Genomic DNA, 13,295 nt, shown 5'->3' with positions numbered 1-13,295 from the left:
ACGTCGGCTTTCTCGCGCAGGCGGGGCGACAGCCATCGCCAGTTCGTCACGCGATGTCCCGCGCGATCGAACATCTCGCTGAACACGTGCGTACCGTTCACGCTATCCGCATACATCGCGGAGCGCGTGCCGTATTCCATTTCAAGTTCCGATTGGCAGCCGGCGGCGCTGGCCAGGCACAACACTGCAACAAAGATGTAGACCAGGCGAGGGCTCATACTGCGGGCGCTCCTTCGCGAATGAGCCGCTCGAATTCGCCGACGCGCCGCCAGCAGGCCTCGAACGCGGCTGCCGGCAGGCTGTGCTTGCCGAAGAACACGTGCTCGAATGCCACGACCGTCGGTTCCATCAGGCCGCGCAGTCGAGCGTGGCTCTTCAATTCGCGCAGATACTGCCGGTTCGTCTTGCCGCGGGTCAGCCGGATCATCTGCAACTTGTCCATTTCCACCAGTTGGTAGCTGAACAAATAGACGATCGCCTCACTGGGCTTGCCTTCGCGATACAGCCGCTCCGCCTCTTCCAGCAAGCTGGTCGGCTTCTTGTCCAATTGAAACGGCAACGACTCGATCCGCCCGATCTCCGCGCGGAGCGCCTTTTGCCCCCGAAAACCCGGCCCGGAGAGCACCGGCTGTTTGCGGCGATCGAAAAATGCCCGCAACAGCACGTAAATTAAAAGGCCGATCAGCAACAGCGCAGCGCCCCACGCGATCGGCTTGAAAATCGCCCACCAATCGACGTTCGAAGTGCTCCGCGCCGGCACGCGAATCGGCTTCTCGGCGTCTTTGGCTGAATCGTACCAAGGCGGCGCGCCCCAACCGTCGAGAGATTCCTTGACGGACTCGACCGACTGCAGATCGTCCTCGGTGAGGCTGGGTTCCGCGCCTTCCACCTGTGCCAAGCTCAGCGTGGGCGCCTGGGGCAGGGGCACGAAATTCAACCTGGAATAAGTCAAGCGAGCTGGGGCTTCGCTGAATCGAGTTGACGCCTTCATGGATGCCCCAGCCGTCGCGGCCGATGCAGCATATCTTTCGCCCCAGCCCCAGGCACCCAGCGTGAACAGTAGTACGATGCAAAGTCGTTTCATGGCGCCGCCTGCCTGGCCAGCTTGGCCGCTTCGGCGCGCAACAGCAACTCCACTTCCCAGCCTTCGGTCTTGATCCGCAGATCGAGGTAGCTCAGGTAACGCACGACGTTGAAATAAGCGACCACGAACCACAACGCCGCTGGGAACAGGACCGTAAACGAATACTGATCCAACTCCAGTTGATCCGTGAAAATCTGCCGCGCCCAGCGCAAGGTCGCCCAGAGCGCAACGACCCAGCACCCGCCAAAGGCCAGCGATGCCAACCAGCGGCCGAACAGTTCTCCGAGGCTGAACTCGTGCAGCCGCGTGCAGCGTTTGAACGTACTGATATGGTGCGACTTGCCGGCGAAGATCGGATTGCGCTCCAGCAAGATGACTTCATTCATATACGGCCAGACGACATACAGCACGAGGATCGTTACGGTGAACAGGATCATCGCCGCGCGGCAGAACACCTGAATCAGGGTCAACTGAAACAGCGAATTGAAAAAATCGCTTCGCAATCGGCCCCAATCAGGCTGATCGTGAAACATCAACTGTCCAAAAAACAGCGTGACCAGCGACGACGCCAGCGGCATTTCCCAAGCCACGAGCAGCAGGTACAAGGCCACGTAGCCCGCCGGAAACGCTTCGATGTCGTATTCCAGGTCCGCCAGTTCCGTTAAACCGAGCAGCCAGTAATTGAAAATGGCAAACGGCAGGATCCCTAGCAACGACAGCGCCAGCCAGGCGCCCGCATGGCCCCGGATCACCACCATCGCCAGATCGAGCAGTTCTAGATAAGAACGCTCGCGCACCGCGATGCGCATTCGGTCAAACTGCATCCGTCTGACCTCCCCGCGGATACCCCAGCGCGACGAAATAGAAGATCAGCACGCCGCAACAAAGCACGGCCACTCCCGCCTTCACGGCGTACGGCGCGGTGCTGGGGGACAGGCTGGCCTCGATCAGTCCGGCCAGGCCAAACAAGATGACCGCTGTGACCGCGGCAGGAACTGCTTCGCGAAATGCACGGCGCAGCGACGCCGTGCGCGTGTACCCTCGCGTGTCAATGATCGAAAAGCCCAGCTTCATGCCAGCGGCGGCGCCCAGCACGATGGCGGTCAATTCAAACGGACCGTGTGCGGTGACGAATTGAAAGAAATTCGGACCGGATTTCGACGTGATCATGAAGCCAAACATCGCGCCCAAGTACAGGGCATTGAAGATCGTCTCGTAGATTCCGCCCACGCCGAGCAAGATGCCAAACACGAAGCAGCGCAGCCCGATCGTCGCGTTGTGATTCAGGTAGAAGCCCGTGCCGGCCTGCGCGGAGTTGAAATCGGTGCCGCCGACCGAATCGGCGTGCATCTCCTCAACCTGCTGCAGGCCTTCCTTGCCAATGACCAGGTCGGCGAACGCAGGGCTCAACCAGGCCGCCAGCATCGAAGCGATGAACACGCCATAGAACAAGCAGAACGCCAGTCGCACGCAGTTGTCGTGGAACAATCGTTGCGGGACCAAGTGCAGCAGTTCGTAGAGCCAGCGCTTGTAAGCGAACTTCCGGCTCAAGTAGAGTTGATTGTGCGCCCGCCCTACGAGCTGATGCAGATACTGCACCGTGTTGGGCGGCAGTTGGTAGGCATCTGCCAGCGCCAAATCCGCGCACGCCGCGCGATACAAAGTCGCGAAACGCCCCACGGCCGGCGCCCCCGCCGTCCGCTTGCGATGATGCTCCAACTGCACGCAAAGCTGCTCCAGCTCGCGCCAGTTCTGCAATCGCGATTCGAGGAGTTCGACGACTTTCATGGGGGCGGGGCAGTAGGTGGAGTAGGTGAAGTAGTTTACGTGCGCGCTACTTCCATGGGGCGCGCTTCGTCGAGGACTTCCGTCGCTGAGGCGATGAACGCTCGATGGTAAACCGCACACAGCAGCAGGTCGTAATTCGTATTCGCCGGCAGGTTATAGCGCTCGCGGAGCGCTTCGCCTAAGTGGCTGGCCATTTCGAAACGCCGGGCGACCGGGACTCTCAGGCGACGCTGCACATAGGCCGAGAGGGCCCGGCCGAGGCTGCGGTTCACCACCAGATTCACGGGCAATTGTGTCGCGAGTTGCAACACGGCCGGTTCCGTCACCCGGGCGACGCCGTAGAGTTGTTGCGGTTCGTCCAGCACGACCATCGTGCCGGCCGCCCAATCGCCGAGCCGTTGGTAGTTGCCGTAGACGAACATGAACAGCAGGCCCAGTTGCAGCGTCGAGAGCGGGATCGGCGATTCTTCGAATGTCCAGTACGCCCAGGGCAGGGTGTCGGCGTGGCGGAGGAAGTTACGGCCGATCGCCTGAATACCATTGATCGGCTGGCCGTCTTCCGAGAGTACACGCAGCCCGAACATTCGTTTGCCGAGCGTCTGGCCGTTCCAGAGGGACTCGAACACGCCGCCGTAGAACCAGGTCGTGAAAAAATGAGCGACCAGACCTACCAGGGCCACGGTGCCAAAACTCTGCAGCACCCCGAACACCAGGAAAGTGATGATGCAGATGACGATAATAAACACCCAGCACAGCAGATTATCGAGCAGGTACGCGCCGAGCCGCCGAAAGGGCCCCGCCACGCGATACGTGAATTCGATATTCTCCGGCGTGACGATCTCGATGCGGTTGTCGAGCTGTTTGATCGCGCCGTTCATGCGAGTCCGTAAACCAGGTGCCGTCCCGGAAATTGCGAGTGCCTCACATTATTCGTCATCCCAGCGCGAGCCGCAAGGAAGCAACAAGTCTGGAATGCCGATGGTCTGTGGGAGGCGTCTCCGACGCCGATGGGGATTGCTCGGGGGATAGATTGGTCGAACCGCGAAATTCGTCCGTTTCATCGGCGTCGGAGACGCCTCCCACAGGCCTTTCGTGTTGCCGCGGCCGATTATTTATCGATTGCCGGCGTCAGCAACGTCGCCCCGCGGGCTTTCGTCTTGATCGTATAAACCTTGTCGGCGCAGGTCACGTACAGCGTATCCCAGTCCGGCCCGCCGAACTCCACGTTCGACAGAAAGGCGTTCTGCGGCTTGGCGATCACTTCCCAGAGCCGGCCCTGGTCGTCGAACACCTGGATGCCGGCGTGCGTCGCAACGTACACCCGATTCTGCGTATCGACCGCCATCCCGTCCGCCCCGCTTTCCGTGCGGCCAGGCGTCAGGTTCATCGTGTAGTACGGCTGCTTTGCCGACAGCGTGCCGTCGTCGCCGACCTGAAAACTCCACAGATACTTGCCGGCGAACTCCGCCACGACCAGCGTCTTGCCGTCCGGCCAGAGAATCAAGCCGTTCGGCCGGGCGATCCCCTCATCGACGAGCCGCTGCTCGCCTTTGGGCGACACATACCACACCTTGCCGTTGTCGAAATCGGTAAAGTACACGCCGCCGTCGCGCGTGACGACAATGTCATTCCCGGCGACCCCTTCGGACAGCGTTGTCGCGTCGCCCTTGGCATCGAAGGTGACGATGCGCTTCAGGCCGCCCTGGCAACCGTACAGTCGGCCATCGGCGCCGAACATCAGTCCGCCGACGCCCTCGCTCTTTTCGACGAACACGCTGATGTTCCCCGTGGCGTCAACCTTGTGAATCCGGTTGGCGCCGACGTCGGCGAAGTAGAAGGTTTCTTTCCCGTCCCACGCGGGCCCTTCGGTGAACCGGTAGCCTTCGCCCACAAGCTTCCAAGTCTCCCCTTCCAGGAGAATGTCGGAGTTTTTCGTCATCGGCAGCGCGTCGTCGCGCCACAGCCAACGCAACGCCTCCGGCAACACCGCGCCGCCATGCTTGCCGTTGTGTCCGCCGTCGCCGAAAACGAGTTGATGGTCGTAGCCCTTGAACTTCAAAGCTGCCGCCAATTCCTGATTCGCCAGCGGCCAATTCCCGTGGTTGTTGTCGAGATCGCCGCTGCCGTCCTGGAGGTACACACGAATCGGCTTGGTCTCGCTCTTCCGCACCAGCGCCGCGTAGTTGTGTCCGCCGCGGATGTTGGTGAAGCTCCCCACGTGACTCAGCACCTTGCCGAACGCGTCGGGCCGTTCCCAGGCGGCGGTGAAAGCACAAATGCCGCCGGAGCTGATGCCGCCAATCGCCCGCCCGGCCGCGTCGGTCCGCAAATTGTATTGCTTGCCGACCTCGGGCAGGATCTCCTCCAGCAGGAAACGCACATAAAAGTCCGACAGCGAATCGTACTCGAAGCTGCGATTGCTCCGCGGTTTGCCCCCTTCGCCCGCCGGGTACTCGCCCGGATTGATGAACACGCCGATCGTGACCGGCATCACCCCCGCGTGAATGAGGTTGTCGAACACAACCGGCACGCGGAAATCGCGTTCCTCATTGACATACGATCCGCCGTCCTGAAACACCATCACGGCGGCCGGTTGTTCCGCCTTGTACTGCGCCGGAACGTAAACCCAAAAGTCGCGAACCGTGCCGGGAAAGACCTGGCTCTGCTCCCAGCGATGCTTCGTAACCGTGCCGCGCGGCACGCCTTCCTGGCGCTGGGAATCGGGACCGAGTTGGTAGTCGTCGGCCGCCAGCGCTGGCGACGCCAGAAACAGCAGCGCGAAGGGAACGAGCAACAATCGCAACATGGCGGGCAACCTCGATGCGGCAGGTGAAGAATGCGCGATGGGCGTGGGAATCCCCCAAAGGCTAGTCGCCCCACGGACGGGTTGCAAGCTGCCGCGCTGCTAACCGGCGAGTGGAAGCGCAGGTGCCGCCCTGCGCTACGGGCAGTTCCCTCGGACTCCCTCGGCCAGGAAAAGGGAGTCTATGGGGCGTGGTGACCGGATTTTCGGGTCAGGAAATAGGCGCAACTGAGCAGCATCATGAACGTGCCAAAGACGGACAGGGCGAGCGTGAAGGCCTCAAAAAACTCCAGGTGCGAATACTTCAAACGGTCCTGCACCAGCAAGGTAATGATCGAACCGGAGTAGCCAATCGCGTCCGCTACGTAGATCGCGAAGACAGCCGTGCCCACGACGCGCGTGTAGGCGATGATGCGATCGAAGAGCACCGAACCATACGGCACGTAGGCCAAGTACGAGCCTAATCCGCAGGCGGTCATCCACCAGAATCCGGAAATCGCGCCGGCGCGATGCAACAAGGTTGATCCGCCCAGCAATAACAGCCCGCCGGTCATAATTGCAAACGCGGCGAGCAGCCCGCGGCGGTTGTCCTTGATGGCATTGAGCGCCGCGAGCATCCCCATCACGCCGAAGCTCACGCACATGCCGCTTTGCGTGATAATCGTCTTGTTTTTTTCGTCCTCGTATTTGTAGTTCAGCGAGTCGAACAATTCGACGATGAAGTTGTCGCGGTAGTCGCGATAGGCAGTCAGGAAAAAGTACGTGATCAGCAGCGACACGAGGCCCCAGAGGAAATGTTTCACAAAGGCCAGGCGATGCGCGTTGTCCATCGTCTCGCGCACGCTCCGCGCGGCCTGATCGTCGGCAGTCGGTTGTGGAACCTGGCTCAATAGCCAGACGGACAGCAAATACACGGGCAGGAAGATCGCCCCGGTTACGGCCGGCATCCACATTTCGGAAACGCCGCTGCCCAAGAGCGGCGAAGCCCATTCCGGCGGCGACATCAGCGCCCGGGCAAAGTCCTTCGTCATGTCGCTGGCGATGATAAACGAGCAGCTCAATCCGGCGAGCAGCAATTCGGACGTCTTCCGACCTTCCAGGTACCAGACGACCAGTCCCCAAACCATGCCGAGCGATAGGCCGTTAAGGAATAAGGGAACAAACTTCCAATCCAATGGCATGAGCGCGAACGCCACCAACGTCGCTTCCGCCCAGACGATCAGCCCCACCAGCGCCATGGCGCGCCGTTGGGGTTTAATTTCCGAGCAGAATTTGACGCCCAGGTATTTCGAAAGCGTGTAGCCGATCAACTGACTGACGACGAGCACCGTTTTAAGGCCGTACTCGATGCCGAAGAACGTTGTGGAGAAGTCTGCGAATTTCGCCGCCGAGAACGGTTTGCGAAACGCGTACATGCAGAAGTACGTCGAAAATGCCGCCAGCATGGCGAACAGGGTGAACGCTGGTTGCGGCGCGTTGGCCAGCCAGGCGGTGAGGCGACCTTGAGGGCGGGACACGGCGGGGGGACTCGCTGATTCCGGAAAGTTGGCGACCCAAAGCGCGCTCAGACAGAATATCATCCACGGCACAGATCGCCAGCGGCGGCCGTTGCAATTCGGGCCGTTTCCCCGGAATATGGGGTGGCGTTTGTTTCCATTTCGTGAGTTCGCCGCGCAATGCCTGCTGATTCGCCGCTTGTCGATCGTTCCGAAGGGGATGTCAACCTTTCCCCGCGCCGCGAGCAGTGGCAGGACGCGCAGTTGGACGCGGCCACTCGAAAACTGCTGGCCGACGACGCAAAGTGGTTTCTGGAGCAATCGCTCTCGACGCCGTGTTTGAACGCCTTGTCGGGCGCGCGAGGCATCTACGTCGAGGACCTGCAAGGTCGCCGATACATGGATTTCCATGGCAACAGCGTCCACCAGGTCGGTTTCGGGCATCCTCGGGTGATCGAGGCGATCAAGCAGCAACTCGACGCGATGCCGTTTTGCACGCGGCGCTATGCGAACCAGGTGGCCGTCGATTTCGCCGCAAAACTGGCGACAGCATCGCCCGGCAACCTAAACAAAATCCTGCTCGCGCCGGGCGGCACGAGCGCGATCGGCATGGCGCTCAAATTGGCACGGATCGTCACGGGGCGCTTCAAAACGATTTCGATGTGGGACTCGTTTCACGGCGCGTCATTGGATTCCATCTCGCTCGGCGGCGAAGCGATCTTTCGCAGCCGCATCGGGCCACTGTTGCCGGGAACCGAACACGTCCCGCCGGCGGATAGTTATCGCTGCCTGTGGGATTGCTCAACGCGCGGCGGCTGCGATTTGAAGTGCTCGAATTACCTTGAATACGTGCTGGAACGAGAAGGGGACGTTGCGGCGGTGATCGCCGAGCCCATCCGCAGCACTCCCTTTGTGCCGCCGCCCGAATACTGGCAAGCCGTCCGGCGCGCTTGCGACAAACACGGCGCGCTGTTGATCTTCGACGAAATCTGCCTGGGTCTCGGCCGCACCGGCAAAATGTGGGCGAGCGAACATTTCGGCGTCGTGCCGGACATGATGGTGCTCGGCAAAGGACTTGGCGGCGGCGTGTTCCCGCTGGCGGCGCTCGTGGCGCGGGATGATTTCGACGTCGCCGGCGATCGCGCACTCGGGCACTACACGCATGAGAAAAGCCCGGTCGCCTGCGCCGCGGGGCTTGCGACATTGCAAATCATCGAAGACGAAAAACTGGTCGAGAACGCCCGAGAGCTGGGCGCGCATGCGATGCGGCGGATGCAGGCGATGAAGGAAAAATACCCGCTGATCGGAGACGTCCGCGGCGTCGGTCTGTTGCTGGGGATCGAGCTGGTGAAGGACCGCCAGACCAAGGAAAAGGCCACCGACGAAGCCGAAGCGGTCATGTACCGCGCCTTGGAACTGGGACTGAGCTTCAAGCTCACCATGGGGAGCATCCTGACGCTCACCCCGCCGTTGATCATTAAGCGCGAGGAACTGGACAAGGCGCTCGACATCATCGAGCAATGTCTTGGCGAAGTGAGCTGCCGTTAGCAAGGCGATCGACGACTGTGTTCGCCGTGCCTTTGCACTACGCCCGCGATCAGGGGTCCACTTCTGCTTGGCCGCCTCACGGCCAATTATGATGATTCCTGCGACGGAGGACGAACCGCAGTGACGGCGACTAGCGCAAACGCTTCGCGCTGCGGATCATCACCGTTTCGGTGGGAAGATTGCCGAAAGACTCGCTGTTCTTCACCGGCACGGCCGCAATAGTCTCAATCACGTCCCAGCCGTCGATCACCCGGCCGAACACGCAATAGCCGAAATCCTCGGCGGTGAGCGAATGGTGGTCCAACTCGGCATTGTCCGCCAGGTTAATGAAGAACTGGCACGTCGAGCTATCGATCTGGTCGGCCGCGCGGGCCATCGAGATCGTGCCCTGCACGTTTTTTAAGCCGTTTTCGGCCTCGTTACGAATCGGCCGGCCCGCCGGCTTCTCCGCGAGCTCTGGCGTGAAAGTTCCGCCCAGCATCACGTAGCCCTGGTCGATCTGGTGGAACAGCGTGCCGTCGTAGTGGCCGCTTTCCACATACTTGAGAAAGTTGCGGACCGTTTCCGGGGCGTGTTCCGCGTCGAGCTCCAATGTGATCCGGCCATGCGTCGTATCGAGCGACACTTGCGGATACCGCTCGAAAGCCGCGGCGCTCTCACTGCCCGACGAATTGGCGACCGCGTCCGGCGCGACTTCCGTTTCTGACACGGCGGTATCGACGTCGCTTCCGCCGCAGCCGCTCAAGGCGAACGAAACCGCGACGCATCCCAACCACTGATGTCCGTATAGCCTGCGCATGACGACCCTCCTGGTCTCGGTCCACTTCGGCCGATGTGAACTCGGCGGCTAATCATCGAAAACCCAGGCGATTTCCGCAACACCGATTTCCGCGGTCGATGAACCTCTTGATATGGCCCCCGAGGGATTTTCCACGCGGATGCGAGATTTTCGGTGCATGTCCGTCTTGGCGGCCAGCGGGCAACCGCTGATAATTCAGTCGCGTCGCGCATCAAAAAGGCGCGACATTCTGGCCGCTTGGTGAAATTGGCAGACACGCAAGATTTAGGTTCTTGTCCCGCAAGGGGTCAGGGTTCGAGTCCCTGAGCGGCCACTGCTTACAGGGAAAGGGTTTACGTCAAAAAACACGTCAACCCGGGAGCGTCAAAATACCCCCCTAAAAGTGAAAAAATTGGATAGGAATTGGATAGAGATTTGGTAAGCTGGTGGCACAAGATCATTAGAAATGTGCCGCCAACCGCTATCCAATTCTCTATCCAATCATGGCCAAAACGTACAACGCCAGATACAAGCTCACGTGGTTTGCTCCCACGTGCTGTTGGAAGAAGTACCATCAAGGCAAGGTCTATTACCTGGCACGCGGCCAGTGCAAAGGCAAAGGGGATAGAGACGGTTATGACGCCGCTTTGCATGAGTGGATTCAAACCCTGGCTAAGGTGGTTACAACGCCACGTAGGGTAAGTGAATCCCTGTACTCGGACCCCAGTGAATGGGGCGGCGTTTCAATTGGCCTGGCCACCAACTACAAGGCATTACGCCCCAGCACTTCTGGCCCTGCTCCAAGTACCCCCACACTTCCCGCAACTATCGCTGGGCTGGTTGACGTATACCTGTCAGAGTGTAGGACGATGGCTGAGTCTGGCCAAATCTGCCGGGCACAGTACAGCGATATGCTCTACCGCTTGAATGACTTTGTTGGCTATTGCCAGCACGTTCAAGCTACGGCTATCGCCGATCTTTCCAACAGCTTGTTGGCCGCGTATCGCCAAGCTCAGCTTAGCTTGATCGCACTCCCCAAAAAACAAGGCGGCATTTCAGCCGTCAGCGTCAAGAAACGTCTCCAATTCTTGGGGCGGTTTGTTGAGTGGTTGGCGGATCGGGAAGTGATTCCCGGTATTCCTAAGATCGTTAACCGCAAGTTCGCAGCCGTCAAATTGCCCCCGCCTCAACCCAAGTTCTTTGCACCTGAGCAATTACAAATTGTACTTGGTGCCGCAAGTCCCTTGATGCGTGCATGCATCTTGCTGGGGTTGAATTGCGGGGCAACTCAAGTGGACATTTCCACGTTGGAACATTCCCACATTGACTGGAAAGCTGGCACCCTCACCCGCCCCCGCAATAAGACGGGTGTAGAGAGTGCCTTTGTCCTTTGGCCGGAAACTGTGGAAGCAGTTCAGGCAGTACGGACCAAAGCAAAAGATTCTAAATCTGTCTTACTCAGTGAAACGGGCAAGGCACTTCTCAGGGAGTCATTCAAAGACAATGGCCATATGGTCAGGGTGGACTCTATCGGCAAATCCTTTGCCCACGTTTTGAAGTGCTGTGGCATTGAGGGCATGGCATTCAAGCACCTTAGAAAAACGTCAGCAGATCTTATCGCCCAAAAGTTCCCGCCATATCTGGTTGACCAGTTTTTGGCTCATGCCAGTTCCCCGATGCGGCGGCACTACGCCAAAGAGCACTTGAGGGAGGAATTCCGCACCGCGTTGGACTTCTTGCGTCAGACCTACTTCCCGGGGGCAACAGAATGACACTCCAACAGTTGGCAGAATCCCGCAAAGGCAAAACCTCACCGCTCAAAGGCAGGAGGTCCCCGATTGAGTTGTTGACGGATCAAGAGGTTTTGGCCCTCATCAAAGCATGTTCCGCACGATGCCCCACAGGGTGCCGCAATAGGGCAATCTTGGCTTTAATGTTCCGTGGGTGCCTGAGAGTCTCAGAGGTCACCGCGTTGGCTGTACGTGATCTGGATTTGATTCAAGGCACCTTGACGGTTCGCCACGGCAAAGGGGACCGTAGACGGATGATTGGATTGGACCCGCAAACCGTGGCCCTTGTACAGGTGTGGTTGGGTGCAAGGTCAAAATTGGGGGTGGGTAACCAGCTTCCCCTTTTTGTCACCCTCAAAGGTAGACAAGTTCAAAACGTCTACTTGCGGAACCTTTGCAGGAGACTCGCCCGCAAGTGCGGAATTTCAAAGCGTACACACCCGCACCTGTTTAGGCATTGCGGGGCCGTGGCTATGCTCAAAGAAGGGTTGAACATTCCCGAAGTGTCAAAGGCTTTAGGACATTCCAGCATTTCAACCACGGCAACATACTTGAACCACGTTTGTCCGCTGGAATTGGTGGAGAAGATGAACCAGCGTAGCTGGAATCTCTAGAGGCGTTATGTCAAACAGGCCTGAGTTCTTTAGAAGGTTGCACAGCCAGAATAGAGGGTGCGGCACAAAACTGGCATTGCTGGTTACTTGTGCCTGTATTCTCTATTGGATCATTCGGGTGTTATTTGGCATGAAGGTTTTCTAGTGCAAACGTTTGCACTTGGCGGCAACGTACCCAACATCCGCGGGCACCATGAAACCCAAGTTTTCCATTCTCACGTTGTTGGGCATCACGGCTTACGTGGCTGTGGCGATCGCAGGCGTGGTAAGTCCAGTAGGGCACTATGTTGGCCTCGGCCTATGGGCAGTCGGCACACTCATGGTGTTTGTAGTCGCCACAGGCGTGGCAAGCGATCGCGTCATCTTTTCACGCGGATTTGTTGCCGGGTCAACGTGGGGTTTGCTCATGCTCATGTTAAACCTTACGTGGGAGAGTCATTTCTATGAAGCTGCTGAAGCACTGCGGAGAATGCTCACCTCGCCCATTGACTCGCGGACAATTGAACTCAATCTCATGCAATTTTCCGTTACTTGCATCGGCTTGCTTACGGGCTATCTGGCACTCTGGCACTACCGATGGCAGGAACGGCGGGCCAAGAAGGAGAAGTCAGGGGAATGAGTGACAATCCCTACCAATCCCCGCAGTCAGATTTGCCCCCGCCGGAAGCAACGGCAGCAAAGATTGCACAATCAAGTGTGTGGCCTTGGTTTGTTGTTCGCATGGTTGGTGCGATTGTCGGCGGGACCATACTGGCATTCTTCGTATTCATGTTTTTGTTGTTTGTCATTTTTGGTGGACCAAGATAAGAATCCCCGCCCCCAACTACACCGAGTAATCAGAGGCGGGGTATTTATCGCCAAGCTTGATGGTACACCCGGCGATATACGATCCCCCTGACCCCGTTTGTGAGAGTCAGGGGGGAGGCTTCAACCGTTCGGGAAAATCGGGAAGCCATGTTTCAATGCCCCGCAGGCACAGCAATAAAGCTGGGCGTTTTCCCCGCGGGGCTAGGGGTAGATAGGCAAAAGGTGAAACTACCGGCCCCTATGTCTACGCCCCGCACTCACAGGCTGAGTCAACGCCTGCGAGTACATGAGCGGTTGATTGGCCTTGAGAATATGAGCCTGCCGCTGCAATTCAAAATCCCGTGCAAGACGTTGGGTTGCCGGATGAAATTCAGACTGATCCGCGACTAGCAAATCTTCACAGACCAAAAACACGTCTTCCGGTAGCAAGCACTGGCTCAGCGGAATTCCCGCACGGGTGAAGTTGTTGGCTTCACTCAGTTCAAATTGCTCTAATCTGGCAATCAACGCGGCACTCTTGCCGTATTCAGAGTCTAGCCGCGTGCGGATTTTCTCAGTTGCCGCCGCCAAGCTCCCGGCATATGTGT

General features: G+C 58.8%; 13 protein-coding genes and 1 tRNA gene. 5 read left to right on the top strand and 9 right to left on the bottom strand.

The genetic code is table 11. The annotated features are described in order from the left end of the window. The 7 genes from SGJ19_23390 to SGJ19_23360 all read right to left on the bottom strand — a co-directional run. Positions 1-218: hypothetical protein (locus SGJ19_23390; GenBank protein MDZ4783201.1), on the bottom strand; the 218-nt coding region annotated here is incomplete at its 3' end. Beyond that, on the bottom strand, positions 215-928 hold the full coding sequence (locus tag SGJ19_23385; GenBank protein MDZ4783200.1) for a hypothetical protein: 714 nt from the start codon (positions 926-928) through the stop codon (positions 215-217). The genes SGJ19_23385 and SGJ19_23390, both read right to left, overlap by 4 nt. Before the next feature lie 152 nt (positions 929-1,080). Then, complete coding sequence (locus SGJ19_23380) at positions 1,081-1,908, bottom strand: hypothetical protein (GenBank protein ID MDZ4783199.1); 828 nt, start codon at positions 1,906-1,908, stop codon at positions 1,081-1,083. Then, on the bottom strand, positions 1,898-2,872 hold the full coding sequence (locus SGJ19_23375; GenBank protein ID MDZ4783198.1) for a stage II sporulation protein M: 975 nt from the start codon (positions 2,870-2,872) through the stop codon (positions 1,898-1,900). Before SGJ19_23375 ends, SGJ19_23380 begins: the two co-directional genes overlap by 11 nt. A 35-nt stretch (positions 2,873-2,907) precedes the next feature. Continuing rightward, positions 2,908-3,750, bottom strand: a complete 843-nt coding sequence (locus SGJ19_23370; GenBank protein MDZ4783197.1) for an RDD family protein — start codon at positions 3,748-3,750, stop codon at positions 2,908-2,910. Between the two features lie 230 nt (positions 3,751-3,980). Next, a complete protein-coding gene (locus SGJ19_23365) occupies positions 3,981-5,678 on the bottom strand; it encodes an SMP-30/gluconolactonase/LRE family protein (GenBank protein MDZ4783196.1) in 1,698 nt (565 codons plus the stop codon). Between the two features lie 179 nt (positions 5,679-5,857). Next, a complete protein-coding gene (locus SGJ19_23360; protein MDZ4783195.1) occupies positions 5,858-7,192 on the bottom strand; it encodes a DUF5690 family protein in 1,335 nt (444 codons plus the stop codon). Between the two features lie 159 nt (positions 7,193-7,351). On the opposite strand from SGJ19_23360, the gene SGJ19_23355 reads away from it, so the two are divergent. Beyond that, positions 7,352-8,719, top strand: a complete 1,368-nt coding sequence (locus tag SGJ19_23355; GenBank protein ID MDZ4783194.1) for an aspartate aminotransferase family protein — start codon at positions 7,352-7,354, stop codon at positions 8,717-8,719. 130 nt (positions 8,720-8,849) lie between these two features. Here the strand turns inward: SGJ19_23355 and SGJ19_23350 are convergent, their stop codons facing one another. Beyond that, positions 8,850-9,518 (bottom strand): peptidylprolyl isomerase, encoded by a 669-nt coding sequence (locus tag SGJ19_23350; GenBank protein ID MDZ4783193.1) that lies wholly within the window; start codon positions 9,516-9,518, stop codon positions 8,850-8,852. Between the two features lie 231 nt (positions 9,519-9,749). Between SGJ19_23350 and SGJ19_23345 the strand changes: the two genes are divergently transcribed. From SGJ19_23345 to SGJ19_23330, 4 genes are all read left to right on the top strand, one after another. Further along, positions 9,750-9,831 (top strand) — tRNA-Leu (locus SGJ19_23345). Positions 9,832-10,000: 169 nt separating this feature from the next. Further along, positions 10,001-11,269 (top strand): site-specific integrase, encoded by a 1,269-nt coding sequence (locus SGJ19_23340; GenBank protein ID MDZ4783192.1) that lies wholly within the window; start codon positions 10,001-10,003, stop codon positions 11,267-11,269. An 825-nt stretch (positions 11,270-12,094) separates the two neighbouring features. Then, positions 12,095-12,520, top strand: a complete 426-nt coding sequence (locus tag SGJ19_23335; GenBank protein ID MDZ4783191.1) for a hypothetical protein — start codon at positions 12,095-12,097, stop codon at positions 12,518-12,520. Beyond that, a complete protein-coding gene (locus SGJ19_23330) occupies positions 12,517-12,708 on the top strand; it encodes a hypothetical protein (protein MDZ4783190.1) in 192 nt (63 codons plus the stop codon). The genes SGJ19_23335 and SGJ19_23330 overlap by 4 nt, the downstream gene beginning before the upstream one ends. Positions 12,709-12,936: 228 nt before the next feature. Here the strand turns inward: SGJ19_23330 and SGJ19_23325 are convergent. After that, positions 12,937-13,295: hypothetical protein (locus SGJ19_23325; GenBank protein MDZ4783189.1), on the bottom strand; the 359-nt coding region annotated here is incomplete at its 5' end.

Source organism: Planctomycetia bacterium (assembly GCA_034440135.1).
Taxonomy (GTDB): Bacteria; Planctomycetota; Planctomycetia; order Pirellulales; family JALHLM01; genus JALHLM01.
The sequence above is the reverse complement of the archived record's forward strand: the minus strand, read 5'-3'. Positions and strand labels throughout refer to the sequence as shown.